The organism is Amycolatopsis sp. NPDC057786 (assembly GCF_042797905.1).
Classification (GTDB): domain Bacteria; phylum Actinomycetota; class Actinomycetes; order Mycobacteriales; family Pseudonocardiaceae; genus Amycolatopsis.
In genome coordinates this window covers 25,721-48,777 of the sequence record NZ_JBHVKW010000026.1, presented here as the reverse complement: position 1 = coordinate 48,777, position 23,057 = coordinate 25,721, and the positions used below count along the sequence as shown (strand labels likewise).

At 69.4% G+C, this 23,057-nt stretch carries 28 protein-coding genes and 1 pseudogene; 14 read left to right on the top strand and 15 right to left on the bottom strand.

Annotated elements, in window-relative coordinates; translation table 11 throughout:
* The first annotated feature begins 55 nt into the window (after positions 1-55).
* Positions 56-1,018, top strand: a complete 963-nt coding sequence (locus tag ACFVM3_RS16650) for an AraC family transcriptional regulator (protein WP_378439550.1) — start codon at positions 56-58, stop codon at positions 1,016-1,018.
* On the opposite strand, the gene ACFVM3_RS16645 is transcribed toward ACFVM3_RS16650, so the two are convergent.
* Positions 964-1,542 carry a TetR/AcrR family transcriptional regulator gene (locus ACFVM3_RS16645; RefSeq protein WP_378439548.1) on the bottom strand — a complete coding sequence of 193 codons (579 nt, stop codon included), beginning with the start codon at positions 1,540-1,542 and terminating at the stop codon, positions 964-966. The two genes, ACFVM3_RS16650 and ACFVM3_RS16645, sit on opposite strands and share 55 nt — an antisense overlap.
* Before the next feature lie 83 nt (positions 1,543-1,625).
* On the opposite strand from ACFVM3_RS16645, the gene ACFVM3_RS16640 reads away from it, so the two are divergent.
* Entirely contained in the window at positions 1,626-2,507 is an 882-nt protein-coding gene (locus ACFVM3_RS16640; protein WP_378439546.1) for an SDR family oxidoreductase, read from the top strand.
* On the opposite strand, the gene ACFVM3_RS16635 is transcribed toward ACFVM3_RS16640, so the two are convergent.
* Both ACFVM3_RS16635 and ACFVM3_RS16630 read right to left on the bottom strand, forming a co-directional pair.
* Positions 2,504-3,193 carry a methyltransferase domain-containing protein gene (locus ACFVM3_RS16635; protein WP_378439545.1) on the bottom strand — a complete coding sequence of 230 codons (690 nt, stop codon included), beginning with the start codon at positions 3,191-3,193 and terminating at the stop codon, positions 2,504-2,506. The two genes, ACFVM3_RS16640 and ACFVM3_RS16635, sit on opposite strands and share 4 nt — an antisense overlap.
* 11 nt (positions 3,194-3,204) lie before the next feature.
* Entirely contained in the window at positions 3,205-3,771 is a 567-nt protein-coding gene (locus ACFVM3_RS16630; RefSeq protein WP_378439543.1) for a CGNR zinc finger domain-containing protein, read from the bottom strand.
* A gap of 81 nt (positions 3,772-3,852) precedes the next feature.
* Between ACFVM3_RS16630 and ACFVM3_RS16625 the strand changes: the two genes are divergently transcribed.
* A complete protein-coding gene (locus ACFVM3_RS16625; protein WP_378439541.1) occupies positions 3,853-4,998 on the top strand; it encodes an epoxide hydrolase family protein in 1,146 nt (381 codons plus the stop codon).
* On the opposite strand, the gene ACFVM3_RS16620 is transcribed toward ACFVM3_RS16625, so the two are convergent.
* Genes ACFVM3_RS16620 through ACFVM3_RS16610 form a run of 3 tightly spaced genes read right to left on the bottom strand, consistent with a single transcriptional unit; the run spans position 4,946 to position 6,845 of the window.
* Positions 4,946-5,287: a hypothetical protein gene (locus tag ACFVM3_RS16620; RefSeq protein ID WP_378439539.1), complete on the bottom strand. Its 342-nt coding sequence runs from the start codon at positions 5,285-5,287 to the stop codon at positions 4,946-4,948. The genes ACFVM3_RS16625 and ACFVM3_RS16620 overlap by 53 nt on opposite strands.
* Positions 5,284-6,027 carry a dienelactone hydrolase family protein gene (locus ACFVM3_RS16615; RefSeq protein WP_378439604.1) on the bottom strand — a complete coding sequence of 248 codons (744 nt, stop codon included), beginning with the start codon at positions 6,025-6,027 and terminating at the stop codon, positions 5,284-5,286. The genes ACFVM3_RS16620 and ACFVM3_RS16615 overlap by 4 nt, the downstream gene beginning before the upstream one ends.
* A 50-nt stretch (positions 6,028-6,077) precedes the next feature.
* The gene (locus ACFVM3_RS16610; protein WP_378439537.1) at positions 6,078-6,845 is read right to left on the bottom strand and encodes an MBL fold metallo-hydrolase; all 768 of its coding nucleotides are present in this window, start codon (positions 6,843-6,845) and stop codon (positions 6,078-6,080) included.
* Between the two features lie 97 nt (positions 6,846-6,942).
* On the opposite strand from ACFVM3_RS16610, the gene ACFVM3_RS16605 reads away from it, so the two are divergent.
* Positions 6,943-7,533, top strand: coding sequence for a CGNR zinc finger domain-containing protein (locus ACFVM3_RS16605; protein WP_378439535.1), 591 nt, complete (start codon positions 6,943-6,945; stop codon positions 7,531-7,533).
* Here the strand turns inward: ACFVM3_RS16605 and ACFVM3_RS16600 are convergent.
* Both ACFVM3_RS16600 and ACFVM3_RS16595 read right to left on the bottom strand, forming a co-directional pair.
* Positions 7,524-8,657, bottom strand: coding sequence for an FAD-dependent oxidoreductase (locus ACFVM3_RS16600; protein WP_378439533.1), 1,134 nt, complete (start codon positions 8,655-8,657; stop codon positions 7,524-7,526). The two genes, ACFVM3_RS16605 and ACFVM3_RS16600, sit on opposite strands and share 10 nt — an antisense overlap.
* Positions 8,654-9,328, bottom strand: a complete 675-nt coding sequence (locus ACFVM3_RS16595; protein WP_378439531.1) for a TetR/AcrR family transcriptional regulator — start codon at positions 9,326-9,328, stop codon at positions 8,654-8,656. The genes ACFVM3_RS16600 and ACFVM3_RS16595 overlap by 4 nt, the downstream gene beginning before the upstream one ends.
* A gap of 185 nt (positions 9,329-9,513) precedes the next feature.
* On the opposite strand from ACFVM3_RS16595, the gene rox reads away from it, so the two are divergent.
* Together rox and ACFVM3_RS16585 are read left to right on the top strand one after the other, a co-directional pair.
* Positions 9,514-10,941, top strand: coding sequence for a rifampin monooxygenase (rox, locus tag ACFVM3_RS16590; RefSeq protein WP_378439529.1), 1,428 nt, complete (start codon positions 9,514-9,516; stop codon positions 10,939-10,941).
* 19 nt (positions 10,942-10,960) lie between these two features.
* A complete protein-coding gene (locus ACFVM3_RS16585) occupies positions 10,961-11,392 on the top strand; it encodes a VOC family protein (RefSeq protein ID WP_378439602.1) in 432 nt (143 codons plus the stop codon).
* Between the two features lie 26 nt (positions 11,393-11,418).
* Here ACFVM3_RS16585 and ACFVM3_RS16580 read toward each other — a convergent pair whose 3' ends face one another.
* Positions 11,419-11,865 carry an Lrp/AsnC family transcriptional regulator gene (locus ACFVM3_RS16580; protein WP_378439527.1) on the bottom strand — a complete coding sequence of 149 codons (447 nt, stop codon included), beginning with the start codon at positions 11,863-11,865 and terminating at the stop codon, positions 11,419-11,421.
* Between the two features lie 92 nt (positions 11,866-11,957).
* Here ACFVM3_RS16580 and ACFVM3_RS16575 point away from each other — a divergent pair.
* From ACFVM3_RS16575 to ACFVM3_RS16565, 3 genes and pseudogenes are all read left to right on the top strand, one after another.
* Positions 11,958-12,826 (top strand): annotated as a pseudogene (locus tag ACFVM3_RS16575) (TIGR03619 family F420-dependent LLM class oxidoreductase).
* Positions 12,823-13,251 carry a nucleoside deaminase gene (locus ACFVM3_RS16570; RefSeq protein ID WP_378439525.1) on the top strand — a complete coding sequence of 143 codons (429 nt, stop codon included), beginning with the start codon at positions 12,823-12,825 and terminating at the stop codon, positions 13,249-13,251. Before ACFVM3_RS16575 ends, ACFVM3_RS16570 begins: the two are co-directional and overlap by 4 nt.
* A 266-nt stretch (positions 13,252-13,517) precedes the next feature.
* Complete coding sequence (locus ACFVM3_RS16565) at positions 13,518-14,642, top strand: tyrosine-type recombinase/integrase (protein ID WP_378439524.1); 1,125 nt, start codon at positions 13,518-13,520, stop codon at positions 14,640-14,642.
* Here the strand turns inward: ACFVM3_RS16565 and ACFVM3_RS16560 are convergent.
* On the bottom strand, positions 14,633-14,821 hold the full coding sequence (locus ACFVM3_RS16560; RefSeq protein ID WP_378439522.1) for a hypothetical protein: 189 nt from the start codon (positions 14,819-14,821) through the stop codon (positions 14,633-14,635). The two genes, ACFVM3_RS16565 and ACFVM3_RS16560, sit on opposite strands and share 10 nt — an antisense overlap.
* Positions 14,822-14,846: 25 nt before the next feature.
* On the opposite strand from ACFVM3_RS16560, the gene ACFVM3_RS16555 reads away from it, so the two are divergent.
* Entirely contained in the window at positions 14,847-15,359 is a 513-nt protein-coding gene (locus ACFVM3_RS16555; protein WP_378439521.1) for a CGNR zinc finger domain-containing protein, read from the top strand.
* On the opposite strand, the gene ACFVM3_RS16550 is transcribed toward ACFVM3_RS16555, so the two are convergent.
* Positions 15,356-16,501: a hypothetical protein gene (locus ACFVM3_RS16550; RefSeq protein ID WP_378439519.1), complete on the bottom strand. Its 1,146-nt coding sequence runs from the start codon at positions 16,499-16,501 to the stop codon at positions 15,356-15,358. The genes ACFVM3_RS16555 and ACFVM3_RS16550 overlap by 4 nt on opposite strands.
* 226 nt (positions 16,502-16,727) lie before the next feature.
* Here ACFVM3_RS16550 and ACFVM3_RS16545 point away from each other — a divergent pair, with 226 nt between their 5' ends.
* Both ACFVM3_RS16545 and ACFVM3_RS16540 read left to right on the top strand, forming a co-directional pair.
* Positions 16,728-17,483, top strand: coding sequence for an SDR family oxidoreductase (locus ACFVM3_RS16545; RefSeq protein WP_378439517.1), 756 nt, complete (start codon positions 16,728-16,730; stop codon positions 17,481-17,483).
* Positions 17,484-17,534: 51 nt separating this feature from the next.
* Complete coding sequence (locus ACFVM3_RS16540; protein ID WP_378439515.1) at positions 17,535-18,410, top strand: LysR family transcriptional regulator; 876 nt, start codon at positions 17,535-17,537, stop codon at positions 18,408-18,410.
* On the opposite strand, the gene ACFVM3_RS16535 is transcribed toward ACFVM3_RS16540, so the two are convergent.
* The gene (locus tag ACFVM3_RS16535) at positions 18,407-18,865 is read right to left on the bottom strand and encodes a MarR family winged helix-turn-helix transcriptional regulator (protein ID WP_378439513.1); all 459 of its coding nucleotides are present in this window, start codon (positions 18,863-18,865) and stop codon (positions 18,407-18,409) included. The two genes, ACFVM3_RS16540 and ACFVM3_RS16535, sit on opposite strands and share 4 nt — an antisense overlap.
* A 92-nt stretch (positions 18,866-18,957) precedes the next feature.
* Here ACFVM3_RS16535 and ACFVM3_RS16530 point away from each other — a divergent pair, with 92 nt between their 5' ends.
* The gene (locus ACFVM3_RS16530; RefSeq protein ID WP_378439511.1) at positions 18,958-20,067 is read left to right on the top strand and encodes an epoxide hydrolase family protein; all 1,110 of its coding nucleotides are present in this window, start codon (positions 18,958-18,960) and stop codon (positions 20,065-20,067) included.
* A gap of 224 nt (positions 20,068-20,291) precedes the next feature.
* Here the strand turns inward: ACFVM3_RS16530 and ACFVM3_RS16525 are convergent, their stop codons facing one another.
* Positions 20,292-21,017, bottom strand: coding sequence for a TetR family transcriptional regulator (locus ACFVM3_RS16525; protein ID WP_378439509.1), 726 nt, complete (start codon positions 21,015-21,017; stop codon positions 20,292-20,294).
* Between the two features lie 102 nt (positions 21,018-21,119).
* On the opposite strand from ACFVM3_RS16525, the gene ACFVM3_RS16520 reads away from it, so the two are divergent.
* Positions 21,120-21,575: a glycogen operon protein GlgX gene (locus ACFVM3_RS16520; RefSeq protein ID WP_378439507.1), complete on the top strand. Its 456-nt coding sequence runs from the start codon at positions 21,120-21,122 to the stop codon at positions 21,573-21,575.
* 10 nt (positions 21,576-21,585) lie between these two features.
* Here the strand turns inward: ACFVM3_RS16520 and ACFVM3_RS16515 are convergent, their stop codons facing one another.
* The gene (locus tag ACFVM3_RS16515) at positions 21,586-22,308 is read right to left on the bottom strand and encodes a VanZ family protein (RefSeq protein WP_378439505.1); all 723 of its coding nucleotides are present in this window, start codon (positions 22,306-22,308) and stop codon (positions 21,586-21,588) included.
* A 124-nt stretch (positions 22,309-22,432) separates the two neighbouring features.
* Positions 22,433-23,038 carry a TetR/AcrR family transcriptional regulator gene (locus ACFVM3_RS16510; RefSeq protein ID WP_378439503.1) on the bottom strand — a complete coding sequence of 202 codons (606 nt, stop codon included), beginning with the start codon at positions 23,036-23,038 and terminating at the stop codon, positions 22,433-22,435.
* Positions 23,039-23,057 lie beyond the last annotated feature (19 nt).

Genomic DNA, 23,057 nt, shown 5'->3' with positions numbered 1-23,057 from the left:
GTCAAACCCGCCTCTTTCCTTCGCGATCGTCTTCGGACGCGTAGAGTCACCCGGCGTGGACGTGCTGAGCGACGTGCTGTCGGTGTTACGCGCCGGCCGCCCGAGGTCGGCTCTCGTGACGTGGCAAGGCTCCTGGGCACAGCGGTTCTCACCGGTGCCCGGCGCCGTCGGCTTTCGCGTGGTGGTGCGGGGCGGTTGCGTTCTCGTCCCGGACGGCGGCGAGCCGGTGCGGCTTGTCGCGGGTGACGTCGTGCTCCTGCCGCACGGACGAGGGCACGTGCTGGCCGACAGCCCTGCCACACCGCCGACCGCACGGCCTTGCGATCCCGCCGCCGAGGACCATCCGCTCGCGCTCGCCGACGCCTCGCAACACTCCACCGTCACCCTGTGCGGTGCCTACGAACTCGCGCCTGAGGGTCGGCACCCGTTACTGCAGGACCTGCCCGAGGTCGTCCATCTCGATACCCACGCCGGCGGTCTTGCCGAGCTGAGGACCGTGGTGGACCTGCTCGGCGCCGAATCGGCGCGGCCGCGGCTCGGCACGGACGCCGCCATTCCCGCGCTCCTGGACATGCTGCTGCTCTACGCCCTGCGCGCCTGGTTCGACGGCGCCCCGACCAAGCCCGGCACCGGTTGGGCGATGGCGTTGCGGGATCCCGGCGTCGCGGCCGCGCTGCACGCCATCCACCGGAACCCGGCGCACCCCTGGACGGTCGCGTCGCTCGCCACGCTCGCGGGCCTGTCCCGGGCCCCGTTCGCCAAGAGGTTCACCGAACTGGTCGGCAGGCCGCCGATGCGGTACCTGACCTGGTGGCGTATGACCACGGCGGCCCGGCTGCTGCGCGAGTCCGACGCGCCGCTCGGTTCCATCGCCGAGACTGTCGGCTATCGGTCGGAATTCGCGCTCGCCGTGGCGTTCAAACGCCAGTACGAGACCCCGCCCGGCAGGTACCGGCGGTCGGCTCAGCCCAGGGACGCGCTGGCGGAGCGCAGTTCTTCGAGGGCCTTGAGCAGGTAGGTGGCGAAGTCGTCTTCGGGGGCGCGGTCGCCTTCGGACCATTCGGCGTATCCCCGTTTGAAGGCGAGGACACCGATCTCGCTGGCGAGGGCGGCGGTCGGATCCGGCACGCCGCGGGCGACCAGGGCGGCGGTCATGGCGGCGGCGAGGCTGACGCTCTTGAGAGCGTCTCGTTCCTGAAGTTCGGCGCTCGCGGCGACCGCGGCCTTGAGCCGCGGGGCGATCTCGCGACTCATCGGGCCCATCGCCGTCGACGCGCGGACGAGACCCGCGGCGACCGCCTCGAGCGGACTGGCTTCGGCGGGCGCCTCGGCGATCCCTTCGGTCAGCAGCCGGCTCAGCGTTTCCTGGCCGGCGACCAGCAGTTCGCGTTTGTCGGGGAAGTGCCGGAAGAAGGTGCTCTTGGTGACCCCGGCCCGTTCGGCGATCTGCACGACCGTCGTGGCGTCGTAGCCCTGCTCGGTGAACAGGTCGACGGCCGCCACGACGAGGCGTTCGCGCGCGTCCGGCTCCCATCGACCCATGGGGGCATTCTATGTGACGGGACTCTTGTCCCATCACTCTGGTACGGTGATGGGACAAGAGTCCCGCCACTTACGGAGAACCCATGCGCGTCTTCATCACCGGCGGCACCGGCCTGATCGGATCCGCCGTGGTCGCCGAACTCCTCGGCAACGGCCACACCGTCCTCGCACTCGCCCGCTCCGAGGCCTCGGCTCAGGCCGCTTCGGCTGCCGGCGCCGAGCCGATCCGGGGTGGCCTGGCCGATCTGGACGTCCTGCGGACCGCCGCCGCCCAGGCCGACGGAGTGATCCATTTGGCCTTCGCCAACGACTTCAGCAGCCCCGAAGCGCTGGCGAACGCGGTCGCCGAAGAGAGCACCGCCCTCGCCGCTCTCGGTGAGGCGCTCGTCGGCACCGGCCGTCCGTTCGTGACCTGTTCGGGCACGCCCGCCACGCCGGGCCGCGTCTCCACCGAGAGTGACCCGACTCCGACGGACGGGCCGGTCGGCGGTCGCGGCCGCGCGGTCACCGGGGTTCTGGACCTGGCCTCACGGGGAGTCCGGAGTTCGGCCGTCCGCCTGCCGCGGACGGTGCACAACGAGGGCACTGGCGGGTTCGCCGGTGTGCTGACCGGGATCGCGCGCCAAAGCGGAGTGTCCGGTTACCCGGGCGACGGCACCCAGCGCTGGCCTGCCGTGCACGCCCTCGACGCCGCGGTCCTGTTCAGGCTCGCGCTGGAGAACGCCGAAGCCGGCACCGCCTGGCACGCCGTCGCCGACGAGGGCGACCCGGTGCGCGACATCGCCGCGGTCATCGGCGGGCGGCTGGGGTTACCTGTCGAGTCCGTGCCGGTGGAGACCTACGGGCCTCTCGGCGTCATCTTCGCGGCCGACCAGCCTTCATCCAGTGCCCACACCCGCCAAGTGCTGGGCTGGACACCGCAGCACCCGGGCCTGCCGAAGGACTTGGAGAACCTCCAGCCCTAGGCCTCGAGGACGAAGAACAGGAAGCTCAAGAAGGCGGTTTTGCCCGCGAGTTCCTCGGGGAAGCGCTCGTGCGCGCCCGGTGCCGGAGGGGGCTCGCTGATGACGGCGGTCCGGAAACCTGCCACGGTGAACGCGTCGGTCATCGCGTGCAGGGGCCGATGCCAGTACGTCAGCACGGCTTTCTGGCCGTTGAAGGAGTACTCGTCGGACCACTTGGCGACCTTGAAGTAGTCCGAGCCGGGATGGACCAGTTTGAAGAGGAGCGGGTGGTTGACGGCGATGATCAGCCTGCCGCCGGGTTTCAGTACGCGCCGGATCTCGGCCAGCGGCGCGGTCCAGTCTTCGAGGTAGTGCAGGACGAGGGCCGCGACGACGTCATCGAACGCGCCGTCGGGAAAGGGCAGCGGGGCGCCGATGTCGGCGACCTGGAGGGCCGCGTCGTCTCCGAGTCGTTTCCGGGCCAGCTCCAGCATCTTGGCGCTGGCGTCGAAACCGGTCACGATGGCGCCCCGCTCCCGCAGCGACTCCAACAAGGGGCCCGCGCCGCAGCCGGCGTCGAGGATCCGCCTGCCGGTCACGTCCCCGGCGAGGTTCAGGATCGCGGGCCGCGTGTAGTAGGCGTTGAGCAGGCTGTCCTCGGTTTCGGCGGCGTATGCCTCGGCGAAACCGTCGTAATCGTTCTCCATCGCGGCGCCTTTCACCTGGCTGTTTCGGTGTTCTTGCGGTGGTTGGCGTTGAACCGCGCTTTCTTCTGGCGATTCCCGCACGTGTTCATGTCGCACCATCGGCGGGTGCGGCTTTGGCTGGCGTCGAAGAAGGCGGCCCGGCAAGTCGGTGACGCGCACAAGGCGAATTTCCCGTCCCGTTCGCCCGCGATGAGGCTGATCGTGTCGGCGGCGATCACGCCGAGGGCGTCCTCCACGCCGGAAACCCGCCATCGCCGCTCACCATCGGGTGTCAGGACAGCGGCGGCCCGGCCCCGGGCACTGCACTCGTTGATGACCTGGACGGCGGACACGGGGAGCGTGTCCTGGAGCGCGGTCGCGGTCGCGGCGGCGTGGATCGCTTCCCTCAGCTCGCGCGCGAGGTCGAGCTGGGCCGTGGTGCAGGAGTCCACGTCGAGGCCGTTCACGGCCAGCCAGTCCACGAGCCGCTGCGGTGTGGGTATGCGCTCGACGGCGTCGCCATGACGTTCCGTCAGAGTCGCCGTGAAGCTGGTCGCCAGCACGCTACCGAGGCGGAAGTCGGGAAACCCAGGAGGCATGGAACCACCTTAGCCGGTTGCCAGGTGTCGGGCGGAACTGTTAGAACCGTCTTAGCCGGTTCCGCGATGGCAGGAGGTCTCATGACCAACGAGGTGCAAGCATTCGAAAGCCGCGCGACGGAGGCCGACCTCGAGGAGTTGCGTGCGCGCTTGGCCGCGGCGCGGCTGCCCGAGGCTGAGACGGTCCCCAGATGGGACCAGGGCGTTCCTCTCGCCGACCTCGTCGAGGTCGTGGACTACTGGCGTACGGGGTACGACTGGAGATCGTTCGAGGAGCGCCTCGACCGCATCGGCCAGTTCCGCACGGTCATCGACGGCCTGGGGATCCACTTCCTGCACCGCCGCTCCGCGCGTGCGGATGCCACTCCCCTGATCTTGACCCACGGCTGGCCGGGCAGCGTCGCCGAGTTCATCGACGTGATCGAAGAGCTCGCGGATCCGAAGGAGGCCGACGCGCCGGCGTTCCACGTCGTGGCCCCGTCGTTGCCGGGATTCGGCTACAGCGACAGGCCCGCCACCACCGGATGGGGTACCGAAAAGATCGCGTCCGCGTGGGTGGAGCTGATGGGAAGGCTCGGCTACGGCGAGTTCGTGGCCCACGGCGGTGACTGGGGAGGCAATATCACCACGGTGCTCGGCGGCAGGTTCCCGGCGCACGTACTCGGCATCCACACGACGTTCGCGCAGGGCCCGCCGGGGTTGTCCCTGGACGGGCTGACGGCGGCCGAGCGGGAGTGGGCCGAGCAGACCCGTGATTTCTGGGGTCGTCGCGCGGCGTACGCGAAACAGCAGGCGACCCGGCCGCAGACCATCGGTTACTCCCTCGTCGACTCACCGGTCGGGCTGCTCGCCTGGATCCTCGACAAGTTCGCCGAATGGTCGGACACCGAGGACAGTCCGTTCGAAACGATCTCCAGAGACCGCGTTCTCGACGACGTGACCCTGTACTGGCTGACGCGGACCGGCGCGTCGGCGGCCCGCATCTACTACGAAAGCCACGACTCGCTGGACCCCGGACTCCGGGTCGACGTCCCGTCGGCGATCACCATGTATCCCCGTGACATCGAGAAGTGCCCGCGTCCTTGGGCGCAGGAGCGGTACCGGCGGATCGTCCGCTGGAGGTCTCCCGAATCCGGGGGTCACTTCCCGTCGCTGGAGGTTCCCGGATATTTCGTCAAGGACCTGCGCGAAGGCCTGGCGGCGGTACTGGCCGCAGGGGGTCGTTGACGTCTCGGGGAACGAAGCGCTCGCCGTCGAAGACCATTTCGAGCGGCGGACGTCGCGTGGCGGGCTGCCAGCCGGCGCGAAAGGCGTCACGGATGGCGCGGCGAACCTGCGTCTGCGTGGGCAGGAAGGCGTGGTGGTAGGGGTCGAGAACGAGGATCTGTCCGTCGGTGCCGTCTTCCTTCACGCGGATCACGCGCGTTGTCGTCTCCCAGTCGGTATCGAGGTGCCAGAGGAATGACTGGCCGTTCCGCAGCGAGACCCGACGGGTGTCCTTCTCGGGCCAGGTCATCCCAGCGTGCTGTCGAGGAGGGCGAGCAGTCGTTCCCAGTGGCGCCGCGAACCGGCCTCGTCGAAGGCGTCGGTGTCGGACATGGTGAAGCCGTGGACGGTTCCGGGGTAGATCTCACAGCTGTAGCCGACGCCGGCGGCGTCGAACGCGTCGCTGATCTCGGTGATCGCCTCGGGTGTCATGTCGTTCTCGGCGAGTCCGAGGTGGACTTTCGCGGCGAGGCCAGGGATCCGCCGGTGCGGACTGTCGGGCTGGTCGGTGACAAGGGCTCCGGGGTGGAACCCGGCGACGGCGGCGACGCGATCGGGGTGGGCCGTCGCGGTGCGCATCGCGAGGACGGCGCCCATGCAGTAGCCGATCGTGGCGACCGGTCCAGCGCGGACCTCGCGCCGGGAGGTGAGGAAGTCGAGGTACGCGGCGGCGTCGCCCAGTGCGCGTTCGGTGGTGTGCGCTTCGATGAGCGGCATGATCTGACCGAAGAGCGCGGGACGGTCTTCGGCGGTGATGTGCTCGGGCAGGTCGAACACCGGTGCCGGGCGGTGCCGGTGGAAGACGTTCGGGACGAGTACGTAGTAGCCGTGTCCGGCCAGTTCGCGGGCCATGTCCCACAGGACCGGGCGTGGCCCGAACGCGTCCGGGTACATGAGGACACCCGGACGCGTTCCGCCGTCGTCGGGGAAGGCGGCGAAGGCGTCGGCCTGTCCGTCCGGGGTGGGAATGGTCAGCGTGGTGGCGGGAATGGCGGTGCTCCTCGTCTCGTCGGTGTGATTCCGAACGTAGACGATCAAGCTCAGCCCAGCCGCAGCCGATCGGACAGTCCGGCCGCGGTGAACGCGGCCACCAGGTCGTCGCGGCCTTCGGTGAAGTGCTCCCAGCTGTCGATGTGCACGGGCACGACCGCGCGGGCGCCGAGAATCCGCGTCGCCTCCGCGGCCAGCGCGCTGTCGAGGACGAGCAGGGCTCCGTCGAAGACCGGCTTCAGCCGCGGAGCCCCGGCGAAGAGCACGGCGGTGTCGACCGGGCCGAACCGGTCGGCGACCTGCCGGACGGCGTCGAGCGAGGCGTTGTCGCCACTGACGTAGACCGTCGGCAGGCCCTGGCCGGTGAGCACGAATCCGACGACGTCGCCGGTGATCTTCTGCGAGCCTTCCGGACCGTGGAGCGCGGGCGCGCCGGTCACGGTCACGGTTCCCCCGCCGGGCCGGTCGAGCTCCACCGTTTCCCAGGTCGCCAGCCCTTTCGCGGTGCCGCCCAGCCTGCCCGCGCCACTGGGCGTAGTGAGCGTCAAAGGCACGTCCGCCAGCAGTTTCCGGCCGGAGTGGTCGAGGTTGTCGGGGTGCTCGTCGTGCGAGAGCAGGACGGCGTCGATGTGGCCGAGGTCCGCGGGGTTCAGCGAGGCCGGCGCGGTCTTGGTGAGGCCGGGTTTCCCGTCGGGACGCCCGTAGCGGCCGGGTTCGTCGAAGGTCGGGTCGGTCAGGAAGCGCAGGCCGCCGTAGTCGATCACCGCGGTCGGGCCGCCGGAGACCTGGACTGAGAGCTGTTCGCCGAGCTGATGCATCGTCCACCTCACGGATAGATATTTATGCTTCCGTGAGAACACTAGCCAGTTCTCACGGAAGGATGCAACCAATTCCGTGAGGACCTACGATGAGACCGTGGACGACACCGCTGCCCTTCCCCCGGCCCCGGGCTCCGAGCAGTACGTCGCGCTGGCGCTCGCCAACACCACGATCGCGTTGCCCGGCGGCCAGGTCACCGATGTGCTCGGCACCCCGGCCGCCGCGGCGAAGTGGCTGGCCGACCAGGGGCTCGCCCCGGTCGACTCCGGTCTGCAGGAGATGTGCGCGGGCCTCGTCCGGTCGTTGCGTGAGCAGGTGCGGGTGCTGCTCGCGTCGAGGTCGTGCTCGGATCCGGCTCCGCAGAGCGCTCTCAACGCCGTCAACGAAGCGCTGAGCAAGGCGCCCACCGCGGAACTCCTGCGCTGGGACCCGGCCCGCGGGCTGTACCGCACCGCGTCGCATCCGATCACCCAGATCGTCGAGCACGCCTTGGCGACGCTCGCCGCCAACGCCGCGGACCTGCTGACCGGGCCGGACGCGGAGCGGATCGCCGCCTGCGGGTCTCCGCCGTGCACGCGGTTCTTCCTGCGCAACGGGCGGCGCCAGTGGTGTTCGGTGCGGTGCGGCGACCGGGCTCGTGCCGCCCGCGCCTATGCCAGGCGCTCCCAACCGGCCGGTCAGCGGTAAGAAGCGAACTGGTCCAGCAACGGTTTCGGGGAGTCTTCGGCGAAACAGAGGTCGAGGCTTTCGGCGGATTCGGCCGCCGACGCCTCGCTGCGCGGGAACAGTGCCGCTTCGTACGTGCCGAGAGCGGCTTCGACGTCGCCGGGATTCGCGGCGAGGGCGAGTCCGAGTTCCGCACCGTCGAGCATCGCGAGGTTGGCGCCTTCTCCGGCGAACGGCGACATCAGGTGGGCGGCGTCCCCGAGCAGGGTGACACCGGGGACACGGTCCCAGCGGTGACCGATGGGCAGCGCGTGGATCGGTCGCGGGATCAGCTCGCCGTCGGCGTCGGTGATCAGCGCCTGCAGTCCCGCGTCCCACCCGTCGAACTGGTTCAGGACGGCCTCTTTCGCGGCGGCGATGTCCCTGAAGTCGAGGGTGGAGATCCAGTTTTCGGCGGCCTTCAGCGCGATGTAGACGTGGAGGCTCCCGGAGGTGTCGTGATGCGCCAGAAACCCTTTGCCCGCACCGAGTGCGAAGAACATGCCGCCGCCGACGAGTGCCGCGCTCGCCGGATGGCGACGCTCGGCGTCGTTCAGGTGCGCTTCGACGAAGGAGACGCCCTCGTAGGCCGGTTCGGCGGCGGACACCAGAGGCCGGACTTTCGACCATGCGCCGTCGGCGCCAACCAGCAGGCCCGTGGTGAACGCCGTCCCGTCGGCCAGGACGACTTCGTGCCTGCCGCCGCCGAGCGGACGGGTGCCGGTGACCTTGGCGCCCCAGCGCACGGTGCCTTCGGGCAGGGAACCGAGTAGCAGATCGCGCAGGTCGCCCCGAGCCACTTCGGGGCGTCCGCCGTCACCTTCGTCGGTCTCCTCGTGATGCACGACCGCGTGCCGGTCGAGGATGCGCACTGCCTCGCCGCCGGGGTGCACGATGGCACGGAATCCGTCGTGGAGGCCGGCGGCCCGCAGTGCGGCCTGCCCGGAGTCCACGTGGATATCGAGCATTCCGCCCTGCGTGCGCGCGGACGGCGAGGCGTCGAGGTCGAAGACCGCCGCCTCGATGCCGTTGACGTGGAGGACTCGGGCCAAGGTGAGCCCGCCGAGTCCGGCGCCGATGATCGCGATGGGGTGGTGTGTGATCATGCCTGGTTCCTTTCGGCGGGGAGCCCGGTGTGGGTGATTCCGGTGATCAGCACCCGAAGTCCCCACGACATCCTCTGCTCGGGCGCCCCGGTGAGCAGGTCTGCCGCGTGGGCGGCGATCTGGGGATGGGTCGCCTCGTCGGCGTCGCGCACGGCGCGGCCCAGCGCGTCCCACTCCTCCGGCGACTGCTCGTCGGCGTGCTCGGCCGCGGTCGCCGTCGCGTGCTGCAGGAGGATGTCGATTCCCCACGCGCGCCGTTCGGGCGCGACGCCACCCTCGGTGAGAAGGGCGAGCAGGTTTTCGCACAGCGCGAGGTAGTTCTCGCCGCTCGGGCGGGCCACCAGCGCGGAGAGGGCGAGCCCGGGATATTCGAGCAGTGTCGCGGTGTAGGCCATGAGTAGCCGCTCGAGCCGCTCACGCCAGTCACCGCCGGACGGCGGCGAGGGGATCGTGCCGAGGAGTTCGTCCAGGATCGCCGCGTGCAGCTCGGCGGTGTTGCGGACGTAGACGTAGAGCGACGCCGCGCCGGTGTCGAGTTCCTGCGCCAGACGGCGCATCGTGACCTTCCGCAGGCCTTCCTCGCGCAGGATCGCGACGGCGACGGCGACGATGCCGTCACGGGTCAGCGCGGGTTTGGCCGGTCGTTCCCGGCGGCTCTTCTCGGGTGCCATACGACCACCATACCGAACATGTTCGTTACGAACATGTTCGGTATGCCTGGAAACGACAATGGCAGAGAGATCCGCTCTCCCTGCCACTTCCAACGTATAGCGCACCAGGGGGCTTGCGGCAAGACCCCGGCCATGCCGCAGAATCCCCCGCCGTAGCGGCATGAGCTCGACAAACAGGGGGACTCTTGATCGACGTGATCATCGCCGGCGGTGGACCGACCGGCATGATGCTGGGCGCCGAACTGCGGCTACACGGCGTCCGTGTAGCCGTCTTGGAGAAGGATCGGGAGCCGACCAAGGTCGTCCGCTCCCTGGGCCTGCACGCGCGCAGTATCGAGGTGATGGACCAGCGTGGTCTGCTGGAGCGGTTCCTCGAGAACGGAACGAAGTACCCGGTCGGCGGCTCGTTCGCGGGCATCGTCAAACCGGCGCCGCCGCTGGACAGCGCGCACGCCTACATCCTCGGCATCCCGCAAACCGTCACCGACCGGCTGCTGACCGAGCACGCCGCCGAAGCGGGGGTCGAGATCCGCCGCGGCCGCGAACTGGTCGGCCTGAGCCAGGACGAGGACGGGGTGGACGTCGAACTGGCCGACGGCACGAGGTTGCGCTCGCGGTACCTCGTCGGCTGCGACGGCGGGCGCAGCACGGTGCGCAAGCTCCTCGGGATCGGCTTTCCCGGGGAACCGGCCACCGCCGAGACTCTGCTGGGCGAGATGGAACTGACCGAGGACTGGGAAACGGTGCTCGCGGTGATGACCGAGGTCCGCAAGACCCAGCTGCGGTTCGGCCTCTCCCCCCTCGGCGATGGCGTTTACCGGGTCGCCGTCCCCGCCGAGGGCCTGGCCGAGGACCCGCGCGTCCCGCCGACCTTCGACGAGGTCAAACGACAGCTCAAAGCCGTCGCCGGCAGTGATTTCGGCGTGCACTCGCCGCGCTGGCTCTCCCGCTTCGGCGACGCCACCCGCCTGGCCGAGCGTTACCGGGCCGGACGCGTGTTCCTGGCGGGCGACGCGGCGCATGTCCATCCACCGGTCGGCGGACAAGGGCTCAACCTCGGCGTCCAGGACGCCTTCAACCTCGGCTGGAAACTCGCGGCCGCGGTCGGCGGCTGGGCGCCGGAGGACCTGCTGGACACCTATCACGCCGAACGACATCCGGTGGCCGCCGCGGTGCTGGACAACACCCGTGCGCAGATGCAGCTGATGTCGCTCGATCCGGGGTCCCAGGCACTCCGGCGGCTGCTGGCGGAACTGATGGAGTTCGAGGACGTGAGCCGGTTCCTCACCGAAAAGATCACCGCGACCGCGATCCGCTACGACTTCGGCGAAGGGCACGAACTTCTCGGCCGCCGAATGCGGGACCTGGAACTCGGGCAGGGACATCTCTACGGGCTGACCCACGGCGGCCGGGGTCTGCTGCTCGACCGAACCGGCGCGCTGTCGGTCCGGGGTTGGTCGGACCGGGTCGATCACGTCGTCGACGCCAGCGAAGAACTGGACGTACCGGCCGTCCTGCTGCGGCCGGACGGTCACGTCGCGTGGGCGGGCGAAGACCAGCACGAACTCCTCGGCGCCGTGCGCCGGTGGTTCGGAGAGGGCGAAGTCCTCTAGCGCGCCGAGGACGGCGGTTATTGGCCGAGGGCGTTCCGAATCCACTGCCACGACAGGAGTTGACGACCATGGCCGGACGGGTGGTGCACTTCGAGAGATTCCGTTCGAGGACGGCGAACGCGCACGCGGCTTCTACCAGGAGGTCTTCGGCTGGAAGGCCGAGGCGATGCCGGGAATGGACTACACGATCGTCGCTTCGGGGCCGACCGCCGAGACCGGCATGCCAGCGGAGCCGGGATTCATCAACGGCGGGATGCTGGCCAAGGAGCTCAGCCCCGCGTCGGGCCCGGTGGTCGTGCTCGACGTCGACGACATCGACGACACGCTCGCGGTCATCGGGCAGCAGGGCGGCGCGACCCTCGTCGGCCGGACCGCGGTCGGCGACATGGGTTTCGCCGCCTACTTCAAGGACCCGGAAGGCAACGTCATGGGACTCTGGGAGACCGCGTGATCCCGCAGGGCCCGTGGCCGGTGTGGTCACGGACCCTGCGGACCCCGGTACGGCAAGGTCTGGTTGTAGACGATATTCGTGTTCGTGCTGCCGAAGAGCGCTAGCTCGTTGACGATCTCCTCCAGCCGCCCCATCGACGGGGCCGCGATCTTCAGCGAATAGCAGTCGTCACCGGTCGTCCGCAGGCATTCGAGGATCTCGGTCCGCTCGGCCAGGAGCTTGTGCAACGGGGCGTGTTTGCTGCCCGGGTACTTCAACCGCACCACCGCGAGCACCACATACCCGGCCTTCTCCAGATCGACCTCGGCGCGATAACCGGTGATCACCCCGGCCGACTCCAGCCGCTTGACCCGTTCCGTCGCCGCCGACGCGCTCAAGCTCACCCGCTTCCCCAGCTCGGTGAACGGCACGCGCCCGTCCTTCTGCAGCTCGACCAGGATCGCCCAGTCCGTCGCATCGAGAATCTCGGCCATCCGGCCAGAATACCGGCAGATCCACGGCGCAAACGGCCATACGCCGGGAAAGATCCCTTCCCGGGATTCCGCCCCGCCGATAGCCTTGACCTGTGCGAATAGGTGTCAACGTCCCGAATTTCGGACCGGGGACCGACCCCGGGATCCTCCGCGGTTGGGCCACCACGGTCGAAGGCCTCGGCTACGACCTGCTCATGGTGTCCGACCACGTCGTCATCACTCCCGACGTCGCCGAGCAGTACCCGGCTCCGTTCTACGAACCGTTCACGACGCTGTCGTGGCTCGCCGGCGTGACGGACCGGATCCGGCTGGGCACCACCGTGCTCATCGTCCCGTACCGGCATCCACTGCTCATCGCCCGCATGGCCGCGAACCTGAACCAGCTCAGCGGCGGACGGCTGGTGCTCGGCGTCGCCTCCGGCTGGGCCCGTCAGGAGTTCGAAGCGCTCGACGTCCCGTTCGAGCACCGGGGACGGCTGACCGACGGCCACCTCGACGCCGTCCGGAAAGCGTGGGCCGACGACGCCGACTACCGCGCCGGCGACATCCCGATCTGGGTCGGTGGCAACAGCGACGCCGGGATCCGCCGCGCCGTCCGGATCGGCGACGCCTGGCACCCGCTGCGGGCCACCCTCCCCTGGCTCACCGAAGCGCTCACCAGGGTCAAGACCATCGCCGACGCCCACGAGCGGCCGGCCCCCGCGTTCGCCCCGCGGATCCTGCTCAACGTCACCGAACGGCCCGTCACCCGACCCGATCGCCCCGCCGGGGAAGGCACGATCGAGCAGATCGTCGACGACCTCGACCGCCTCCGGCACCTCGGCGCCGAAACGGTCGTGCTCGACCCCTTCTCCGGCGACCCCGACGAGACCCTCCGCCCCGAAGTCGCCTGGCAGGCACTGGCGACCGTCGCCGCACACTGGAACTGGGCCGCTACCGAACCGAAGAGGACCGACGATGACCGAAGAAGACGAGAAATTCCTCCGCCGCGCCATCGAACTGGCCGCGAACTCCCGCAGGGACGGCGACCCGCCCTTCGGCTCGCTGCTCGTCGGCCCCGACGGCACGGTGCTGGCCGAAGACCACAACACCACGGTGTCGCAATCCGACATCAGCCTGCACCCGGAACTGAAACTCGCCGTGTGGGCCGCCCGCGAGCTCGAACCCGCCGTCGCCGCGGAGACCACCATGTACACCAGCTGCCAGCCGTGCGGGATGTGCCAGGGCGCCATCGAACGCTCCGGCCTCGGGCGGGTCGTGTTCGGCCTCTCCGGCGAACAGGTCACCGCGCTCAAGCCGCCCACCACCGCACCGCCCGTCCGGCTGGAGGGTCCGGCGTTGTACGACGAGGCCCGCGTTCCGGTGGAGGGTTACTACACCTCGTGAGTGGTGAGGACGGTTAGACCCCTCCTTTACTCGACCGGCTAGGCGCCGATGTTCCTTTGTCCGCGCCTAGGTACAGGAAGGCCCCCTTCCTGTACCTAGGCGCAAGGATGGGGGCCTTCATGTACTGGGGAAGGTGTGAAGGTCGAGTTTGTTCGGCTGAGCCGAGGGAAGGGGCCTTCACGGACACAGGCCAGGGGGATCAGCCGTAGCTAGAATCCACCCTTGCCGCTCACGAGGGGCACGGGAACGTCGCTAGGATGATCACGATGTCCGCCGAACTCGTGCCCACCGCGCCGGAACCGCCGTCCCGGCTCCCGGAGACCAGGCCCGAGAACCGGCGGCAGATCCTCGCCGAAGCCGTCGCGCTGCTGCCCGCGCTTCCCCCGGCCGACCCGCTCGACCGGTACGCGATCCGGCACGTCACCACCCTCTGGCTCGAGACCGACAAGACCGATCACACCCGCCGCGCCTACTACGCCGACCTGTCGGCCTGGCTCGGCTGGTGCGCCCGCACCGGCCTCGACCCGCTCATGGCACGCCGCGCCGACGTCGACGCCTGGAAGAACACCCTCACCGTCACCGGAAAGGACGGCCTGCCCCGGCCGGCCGCCGACTCCACCGTCGCGCGCACCCTCGCCGGCATCTCCAGCTGGTACCGGTATCTACAGTCGAACGACATCGCCGACCGCAACCCGGTCTCCGCGGTCAACCGGCCCAAGACCGGCAAAACCCCACCGCTGCCCGCACTCGGCGGCGAGTCGACGGCGAAACTGCTCAACCACATGGAGAAACGGGCCCGCGCGAACGACACCGAACCGTCCTGGCGCGACGCCGCGGTCGTCGCGATCCTGTTCTACACCGGCCTGCGCGTCTCCGGCCTCACCACGGCCACCGTGCAGGACCTCGACATCGACTCCGGGCACACGATCCTGCGCTACACCGCCAAGGGCGGCCACCGCGACTTCGTCCCGCTCGTCCCCGCCGCCCAGCATCCGCTGCGCCGCTACCTCGACCTGCGCGCCGCGCGCATCGGCGTCCGCCCCGACGAGCTGACCGGTCCGCTGCTCGCGACCATGCCCCACCGCTACGACCGCACCAAATCCGGCGGGAAACCGCTGGCGCAACGGGACGTCTGGTTCCTGCTGCGGGCACAGGCCCGCGCCGCCGGACTCGCGGAAGCGAACACCATCTCCCCGCACACCGCGCGGCGCACCACGGGAACCCTGCTGCTGGCCAACGACGTCCCGGTCCAGAAGGTCCAGGATCTGCTGGGACACGCCGACATCCGCACCACCCGCGACCGCTACGACGCGCATCGCCACAAGCTGGAGACCTCCCCCGTGCACGCGCTCGCGCAACTGCTCGCCGACGCGCGCCACCGTCAGAACTGAGCCTGCCCCAGCTGGGACTTCGTCGCCCCGATCACCACACCGTCGACGCGCGCGAGCCAGCTCCCGCACAGACACCGGACGTACTCGAGCCTCCCCTGGGAGACCCGCTGGGACGTCGTCGCGCTTCCGGGCAGTTCGGCCAGCGGCCACCCACACCGCGGGCACTTGTTCGCTTCCATGCCCCGATCGTGCTGTAATGAGTCAATGCACTTCAACCCTTACGGCGGAGCGGCGGCCCAGATCGCCGCCGACCTGGTCAACCTCGGCGACGCCGCCGACCCGGCAACGCTGACCGCGATCTTCCGCGACCGCATGACCGTCGCCGCCGTGAAAGAACACGAATCGACCGAGATCATCGCCTGGACCAAAAGACTCCGGGACGTCTTCGAAGCCGACCCCGCCACCCGCGTCGACCTGGTCAACGCGCTGCTCCACGATTCCGCGTCCAAGCCCTACATCTCCACCCACGACGGCAAGGCACCCCACCTGCACTACGTCGACGCACACGCCGGCACCGCGTCCCGAGTCCGGGCCTACACCGCGGGCGGACTCGCACACCTCGTCTGCGACACCCCGGACCGCTTCGGCGTCTGCTCACGCGAAGGCTGCGAAACGGTCTACGTCGACGTCTCCCGCAACGGCCGCCGCCGGTTCTGCTCCACCCGCTGCGCGACCAGGGTCCACGTCGCCGACCACCGAAACCGGCAAGCGAGCTAAATCGCGTACCGCCACGCCGTCAGAGCGTGCGCCGAGAACCACGCACCCAGCACCACCCACGCCACCGCGGCCGCCACCGCCGTGACCGTCCGCCGCTTCGACAACCCGATCGCGATCGGCACCAGCACCGGGAAAGCGGGCAGGATGAACCGGATCTTCGCATCCGGCAACCCCCGCGTGCCGATCGCCAGCAACAGCACCCCGGCCCCATACAGTGTCAACGGCCACGGCACCCGGATGAACGCCGCCACCACCACCAGCGCCACCGCGCCCAGCAGCAACAACACCGTCAGCGTGCTGAACACCGACTCGTCCCCGGTCAACCGCGCCAGCACCGAATCCGCCGTCTCCGCACCGAAGTCGAACTCGGTGTTCCAGCCCCGCAACTCGATGTCCTGCCAGCCGGTCCAGCTACCCGTCCGGTACGCGACGAACCCCAGATACCCGGCGACCCCCAGCGGAGCCACCACCGCACCCGCCAACGCCCACCACCGCTTCTCGGTACGCCGGAAGACCGCGATCAACGCCGCCACCACGACCACCGCGACCAGCACCACCGCCGTCGACCTCGACAACCCGGCCGCGAAAGCGCACAGACCCGCCAACATCCAGCGCCGCTCCAGCACCCCCACCAGCGACCACACCGCGAACGCGCAGAACACCGCTTCCGTGTAAGCCATCGAGAACACGATCGCCATCGGCGCCCCGGCCCACAACGCCACCAGCAACAACCCGGTCCGGTCACCCCGCTCCGGCGAAACCGCCCGCCCGATCCGGATCAACCCGCACGCCAGCACCAGACCGGCCAGCACCGAAACCGTCAACGCCGCCGTCACCACATCCGGCCCGAGCCACATCACCGCGGCGACGAGCTTCGGATACAACGGGAAGAAAGCCATCGGCGCGTCCGAATACGGCTGCCGCGCCGCGTCCAGCGTCCCCGGCAGATCCGCGTACCCGTGCACCGCCAGCCGCAGATACCACTGCCCGTCCCACGCCGTCAGCCGATCGGTCAACGTGGCACCACGCCGGGCGGCCAGCAGATCGAGCAGCTGGACACTCGCGGTCCGGATCACCAGATACAGCAGGATCGCCCTCGGATAAGGCGACCACGCCAGCCTGTCGAGCGCTCTCTCGAACACACGCGCCGGACGCCCCTGCCGGGGCGCTTTCTCAGGAGTGGCGGGCTGATCAAGGTCGTCGACTTCTCGGAGCACGCTCAGAGTGTCCACAATGCGGAGTCAGCTCGCCGTTCGATCCCGGAGATTCCCGGCCTCCGCCCAGGTGGGGAAGGCCACAAACCAGGCTTGTGACCCCACCTCGATCTTGTGTTTCCCAGCCACCGCCCCGGCTCCTACGTTCGAAGTCATGAGCGAACAGAACCTCAACGACACCGTCGCGATCATCGCCGGCGGCGCGAAGAACCTCGGCGGACTCCTCTCCACCACCCTCGGCGAAGCCGGCGCCAAAATCGTCGTCCACTACCACGGCGACGCCTCCGCGGCCGACGCCGACAAGACCGTCGAAGCCGTCCGCGGCGCGGGCTCCGAAGCCATCGCCGTCCAAGGCGACCTCACCGCGGTCGCCGACGTCCGCCGGCTCTTCGACACCGCCATCGACACCTTCGGCCGCGCCGACATCGCGATCAACACCACCGGGATGGTCCTGCGCAAGCCGATCCTCGAAACCACCGAAGAGGACTACGACCGCATGTTCGCGGTCAACGCCAAAGCCGCCTACTTCTTCATCCAGGAAGCCGGCCGACGCCTCTCCGACAACGGCAAGATCATCAGCCTCGGCACGTCCCTGCTCGCGGCCTTCACCGACGGCTACTCCACCTACGCCGGCGGCAAAGCCCCACTCGAACACTTCACCAGGGCCGCCGCCAAGGAATTCGCCGACCGCGGCATCTCGGTCAACGTCGTCGCCCCCGGCCCGATGGACACCCCGTTCTTCTACCCGCAGGAAACCCCCGAACGGGTCGAATTCCACAAGTCACAGGCCATGGGCGGCCGGCTCACGAAGATCGAGGACATCGTGCCGATCATCCGGTTCCTGGCCACCGACGGCGCCTGGTTCACCGGACAGACGATGTTCCCCAACGGCGGCTACACCACCCGCTGACCCCTACGCTGACCAAGACGCCATAGACCGGACACGAAGGGGAACCCCGGGGTGGGCCTGGACCTGCACAAACTGAACCACCTCATCGCCGTCGCCGAAGAAGGCAGCTTCACCCGCGCGGCGGCCCGGCTGCACCTGAGCCAGCAGGCGCTGTCGACCTCGGTGCGCACGCTCGAGCGGGAAGTCGGCGTCCCCCTGCTCGAGCGGAGCGCCACCGGCGTCACCGTGCTCCCCGCCGGACAGGCACTGATCGCCGACGCCCACCTCCTGCACGGCATCGCCGATTCCGCCGTCCGGCGCGCCAGGCGCATCGGCCGCAGCGAACCCGAACGGCTCCGCGTCGGCCACACCCCCGCCGTCACCGGCGACGAGGTCACCGCCCTCCTGCGCAGACACCAGGCCGACCCCGACCTGATCATCGACGTCAACCAGCGCTACCCCGACGAACTCGTCGCACAACTGCTCGGCGGACACCTGGACCTCGGCCTCGGCCGCGCGCTGACCCTCGCGCACGGCCTCGTCGGAACCACCCTGATCCGGCAGCCGCTCAACGTCGCGGTCGCCACCGGACACCGGCTCGCCGAACGCGAACACCTCGCCTTGAGCGACCTCGACGGCGAGAAGATCATCGTCTGGGGGCACCCTGGCCGGTCCGGCTACACCGATCTGCTCGTCAACCTCTGCCGCGACGCGGGGTTCGAACCCCAGATCCGCCGCAACCCCATCCAGGGAACGCCGCCGGTCACCGCCGTCCTCGACACCGAAGGCGTCGCGTTCGTGACCGCGCCACCCGGACCGGCGGCGGGCGGCGCCGTCCACGTCCGGGAACTCCGGCCCGCCGTGCACGTCCCCCTGCAAGCCCTTTGGCCGCAGCACGGCACTTCCGACGCACGCCAGGCGTTTCTCGCGTCCGCCCAAGGCTTCTAGGCGCCGAGGCGGTCGTGGTGGTCCAGCAGCTTCGACAGCAACTCGGTGAACCGCTTCCGCTCCTCGGCCGAAAGCGGAGCCAGCAGCTCGTCCTGCCGTTCGGCCAGCTGTTTCTCCAGCCGTCGTAGCTGCCGCTTGCCCGCGGTGGTCAGTGAGATGACGTTGCGCCGCCGATCGGCCGGATCCGGCGCACGTTCGACCAGCTCACGTTCGGCGAGCTCGTTGATCGCCGCGACCATCTCGCTCACGTGGATGCCGCTCCTACGGCCCAGCACAGCCTGGCTGGCAGGCCCGAACTCGTCCAGCGTCGCCAGCACGCGGTAGTGGTAGCCGCGGGAGTCGACGGCGGAGAACCCGCCGGCCACCAGGCGATGCGCGTGGTTGGCGGTCTGCGTGAGCAACCAGCTGGGCAGCGTCCGCCAGCGGCCGCTCGGCTCCTCCGAGGGATTCTCCATGTGACGAGTCTAACGAATCGTTGGGCGCCCGAACGATTCCGGTATCGTTGGGTCACCAAACGTTTAGTCACCCAACGATTCGAGGAGCAGGCGTGACGATCAAGCCCTTCCACATCGACATCCCCCAGGCCGACCTCGACGACCTCGCCGACCGGCTGACCCGCACCCGCTGGCCCAACGAGGTCGCCGACGCCGGCCTGGACTACGGCTTCCCGCTCGCCCGCCTCAAGGAACTCGCCGAGTACTGGCGAACCGGATACGACTGGCGCGCCCACGAGGCCGAACTCAACAAGCTTCCGCACTTCACCACTGAGATCGACGGCCAGAACATCCACTTCGTACACGTCCGGTCGGCGAACCCGGACGCGCTCGCACTGGTCCTCACCCACGGCTGGCCCGGTTCGTTCCTGGAATTCCTCGACCTGATCGAGCCGCTCTCACCCGACTTCCACCTGGTGATCCCCTCGATTCCCGGCTACGGCTTCTCCGGCCCGACCCACGAACGAGGCTGGAGCGCCGACCGGATCGCCCGGGCGTGGGCCGAGCTGATGCGCCGCCTCGGATACGAGCGCTACGGCGCACAAGGCGGCGACTTCGGCTCAGGGATTTCGACGGCACTCGGCGCCGCGGCACCGGAGCACGTTGTCGGGGTGCACGTGAACTACCTGCCGACCCGGCCGGACCCGGGCGCCGGCCTCGAACTGTCCGAAGAGGACGAAGCCCGCCTGGAGAAGATCAAGCGGCTCATGGCGAATCGCCCGCCGTATCAGGCACTGCAGATGGCCACCCCACAGACCATCGGCTACGCGTTGACGGACTCTCCGGTCGGCCAGCTCGCTTGGATCGCCGAGCGCTTCGCCCAGTGGACAGACCCGCGCACACCGGTCAGCGACGACCGGATGCTCACCGACATCTCGCTGTACTGGCTGACCGCGACCGCGGCCTCGTCCGCGCGTCTCCACCACGACGCCGGGAGGGGGCACACTCCCTGCCGTGCACCGCTCGGCGTCGCGGTACTTCCACGGGACATCACGCAGTCGGTGCGACCACTGGCCGAACGGCTGTATGACGTCAGGCATTGGACGGAGTTCGAACGCGGCGGCCACTTCGCCGCGATGGAGGTTCCGGACCTGCTCGCCGCGGACATCCGGGAGTTCTTCCTCGACCTCGTCAAAGAATTGCCGCAGCCTGCTCGCCTCTGAGCTGGTTTTTCATAAGGAGTAACTGGATCTTTCTATTCTGCCCAGCCGTATAGGTCGTTATACACTTGAGGATTCGGCGTATCGCTGGGAGGTCGAGGTACCTCCCAGCCGGCCGCAGTCCGAGCACTGCGCCCCACTCCCCGCTGCCCCACCTCCTCGGCGGCGCAGCACTCCCCTCCCCTGCGACGAGCCGCCTCCGTGGCACTGAGTGCCAGCGCGCTCCCCTACTGCTCATTCAAGGCGGCGTTGACCTTGGCGATGACGGTCTGCAGTGGCGTCGAGGTGGTCATCACCGCCACCATGGTCGTTTCGGCCGCGGCGTCCTGGACCTTGAACGCGTCGATCACGAGCGCGAAGGCCTCCGCCGCGCTGGCGGCGATGTCGTCCTGCCCGCCACTGCGCAGCCAGCGCCGGAGCACGTGGTTGTTGGCGGCCGCGATCGCCGCGGCCGCCACGGCAGCGCGCAGGCTCGCCGTCTCGTCACCCTGTTCGGTGAACCGTGCCCGCAGATAGCGGGCGAGGACGCGCTGGTAGCGGTCTACGGTCGCGACTTCCTTGTCCCGCAACGAAGGCACCGTCCGCGTCAGGGTGAACCGTTTGAGCGAGACGTCGAGTTCCGCGGCGTAGGAGTCGAGGACCAGCCCGACGGCGGCACACGCCACCTCGACCGGATCGCGATCCGGATCCGCGGCGGCGAACGTCTCCTCCATCTCCGCCACGATCTCGTCGTGGTTGGCGAAGAGCACGTCGTCCTTGGCGTCGAAGTACCGGAAGAACGTCCGGCGGCCCACCCCCGCCGCGGCCGCGATCTCGTCCACCGTGGTGGCCTCGTAGCCCTTGGCCACGAACAGGTCCACGGCCGCCGCGGCGAGCGCGCGACGCAGACGGCGCCTCCCCTCGGGGGTCGCGCCTGCTCTGGTCACCGGCGCTCGGCGCGGCGAATCGGTCATAGCGGGACGGTAGCAGCCACTTGCTAGTGGCACTGAGTGCCGTTACGCTGGGCGGAGTCCCCGGGACACCCTGTCCCCTCCCCCGCTCGGAAGGCGCCGACGATGTCGCTGGACCACCAAGTACTCCCGGTCGAGTCGCGTTCGATCCGTCCCCGGGGCGACGCCTTCTACGGTAGGCTCTTCGGCTGGTCACTCAAATGGCGAGGTCCGCAGCCGTTCCTGGTCCTCGAAGGCGGGATCTGCGCGGTGACCCTGCCCAAGATCAACGGCGCCCAGGTCCTGTCCCGGCTCGCGGAGACGGGATGCGAAGGCCCCGCCATGGCGGTACTGACTCAGCAGGGTCCGCGGGTGGCCATTCTCGCGGAGACCGACGGGCTGATCCCGTCTCGGGATTCCCTGCCGCAGCACGTCGAAGTACTCGCCTGGGGCACGCTGCTCCCCCTTCCTGCCGACTCCGGCCGAGCCGAGGCCCACGCGGAATGGCTCTCGGCGCCGGATCCCCGGCAGCGCTGGCTTCCCAGCCTGGACGCCGTCCTCGCGGCCGTCCGGCCGAGGTAGCGCTCGCGGCTCATGCCGCCACCGACGCCTGCGCGGAAACGAGCAGCGCTCCACCGTCCGATTCGGACAGGGTGATCTCGAGGGTCGCCCCTTCCGCCAGGGGCGGCAGGTCGCTCAGGGTCACGCGGCCGATCAGGCGTTGCCCGCGGCGGGCGGTCACCGCACCGGAACGCCGGACTTCGATTCCCGAGCGGTGCCACACGCGGACGCTGCCCGTCGCCCGGCCTCGCCACCGGCTTCCGCACCAGGCCGCGAGCGCGGCGCCCGCCGTGTTGCACAAGACGTCGTCCAGCGAGCCCACCCGTCCGGCGCCCTGCCAGACCTGAAGGCATTCGATCGACACGGACACCGCGAACGCCGCCAGGACGATCCGTGGCACCGGCTTCGCCCAGTCGAAGCGCACCGGTGCCAGCAGCGCGAGCGGTGCCAGCAGGAGAACGTTGCCCGCCAACTGGAACAAGGCGAGGTCCGGGCGATCGTCGAAGACGGGCAGGACATCGCCCAGCAGGTGGAGACTCACCGGCGAACCGCGGTCCGTCATCGGCGCCGGTACGAACACGATTGCCAGTATCGCGAAAAGCGAGGCCAGCAAAGCGAAATCCAACGCGACCGCGGACCGGCGACGCCGGTTTCCCCGATGGCGCGCGACGAATTCGGCGACGACGGCGCCGGCCGCGGCGGCGAGCAGCGACCACGGTGCGACGTCGGAGAACGCCTGCCACCACCATCCCATGCACTCCCCTTTCGCCGATGATCGTCTTCGGCGAGGGTGGCAGGATCGTGAAGACCAGACAAGAACGCTGGCTATTGTCGGTGAATAACTACCATCCGCGTTGATACTTCACGGAGTCCGATTGTCACGGCCGTGCGGTCAGCGCTGGACCGATCCACCGGCGGACCATGGCACGCAACTGTTCGTCGGTGTGCGCCGGCGTCGAGGGGTACTGCAGGAACGACAGGAACAACCGCATCAGCATTTCGGCGAGGCCCTCGAAGTCCTCGTCGGTCGTGACCCCCACCGCGGCCCAGTCGACCGGCACATTCCGGAGGATCCGCGCGCCGAGCGCGAACGACTGCGAAGAAGTGACCGCCACGGTGAAGACATCGGCCTCGCCCGCTTTCAGGAGCAGCCCCAGATACGGCTCGTCGGGGACCGCGCGGACGCCGAACACCACGGATTCCACGGCGACCTCGGCGGGGTCGGCGAACGTGGCCAGATGCCGTTCCATCCGCCCGGCGAACTCCTCGACCCGGTCCAGCGCGACGGCGCTGAGAATGTCGGCGAGGCTCGGGAAGTAGCGGTAGACGGTCTGCCGGGTGACGCCCGCTTCCGCGGCGACGTCGGAGAGGCTGGTCTTGGCGAGACCGACCCGGTCGATGCAGGCGGTCGCCGCCTCGACGATCCGGCGGCGTGCCTCGCGCTCGGTTCCGGGCGGATTGCCCCGCCATCCGTGGTGCCCCATACGCCTCATCTTCCCCGAA

Coding starts and splice junctions, on each gene's coding strand:
- ACFVM3_RS16645 (WP_378439548.1), bottom strand. CDS start 1,542: ATGGGTCGATGGGAGCCGGACGCGCGCGAACGCCTCGTCGTGGCGGCC.
- ACFVM3_RS16640 (WP_378439546.1), top strand. CDS start 1,626: ATGCGCGTCTTCATCACCGGCGGCACCGGCCTGATCGGATCCGCCGTG.
- ACFVM3_RS16635 (WP_378439545.1), bottom strand. CDS start 3,193: ATGGAGAACGATTACGACGGTTTCGCCGAGGCATACGCCGCCGAAACC.
- ACFVM3_RS16630 (WP_378439543.1), bottom strand. CDS start 3,771: ATGCCTCCTGGGTTTCCCGACTTCCGCCTCGGTAGCGTGCTGGCGACC.
- ACFVM3_RS16625 (WP_378439541.1), top strand. CDS start 3,853: ATGACCAACGAGGTGCAAGCATTCGAAAGCCGCGCGACGGAGGCCGAC.
- ACFVM3_RS16620 (WP_378439539.1), bottom strand. CDS start 5,287: ATGACCTGGCCCGAGAAGGACACCCGTCGGGTCTCGCTGCGGAACGGC.
- ACFVM3_RS16610 (WP_378439537.1), bottom strand. CDS start 6,845: ATGCATCAGCTCGGCGAACAGCTCTCAGTCCAGGTCTCCGGCGGCCCG.
- ACFVM3_RS16600 (WP_378439533.1), bottom strand. CDS start 8,657: ATGATCACACACCACCCCATCGCGATCATCGGCGCCGGACTCGGCGGG.
- ACFVM3_RS16595 (WP_378439531.1), bottom strand. CDS start 9,328: ATGGCACCCGAGAAGAGCCGCCGGGAACGACCGGCCAAACCCGCGCTG.
- ACFVM3_RS16580 (WP_378439527.1), bottom strand. CDS start 11,865: ATGGCCGAGATTCTCGATGCGACGGACTGGGCGATCCTGGTCGAGCTG.
- ACFVM3_RS16570 (WP_378439525.1), top strand. CDS start 12,823: ATGACCGAAGAAGACGAGAAATTCCTCCGCCGCGCCATCGAACTGGCC.
- ACFVM3_RS16565 (WP_378439524.1), top strand. CDS start 13,518: ATGTCCGCCGAACTCGTGCCCACCGCGCCGGAACCGCCGTCCCGGCTC.
- ACFVM3_RS16560 (WP_378439522.1), bottom strand. CDS start 14,821: ATGGAAGCGAACAAGTGCCCGCGGTGTGGGTGGCCGCTGGCCGAACTG.
- ACFVM3_RS16555 (WP_378439521.1), top strand. CDS start 14,847: ATGCACTTCAACCCTTACGGCGGAGCGGCGGCCCAGATCGCCGCCGAC.
- ACFVM3_RS16545 (WP_378439517.1), top strand. CDS start 16,728: ATGAGCGAACAGAACCTCAACGACACCGTCGCGATCATCGCCGGCGGC.
- ACFVM3_RS16535 (WP_378439513.1), bottom strand. CDS start 18,865: ATGGAGAATCCCTCGGAGGAGCCGAGCGGCCGCTGGCGGACGCTGCCC.
- ACFVM3_RS16525 (WP_378439509.1), bottom strand. CDS start 21,017: ATGACCGATTCGCCGCGCCGAGCGCCGGTGACCAGAGCAGGCGCGACC.
- ACFVM3_RS16520 (WP_378439507.1), top strand. CDS start 21,120: ATGTCGCTGGACCACCAAGTACTCCCGGTCGAGTCGCGTTCGATCCGT.
- ACFVM3_RS16515 (WP_378439505.1), bottom strand. CDS start 22,308: ATGGGATGGTGGTGGCAGGCGTTCTCCGACGTCGCACCGTGGTCGCTG.
- ACFVM3_RS16510 (WP_378439503.1), bottom strand. CDS start 23,038: ATGGGGCACCACGGATGGCGGGGCAATCCGCCCGGAACCGAGCGCGAG.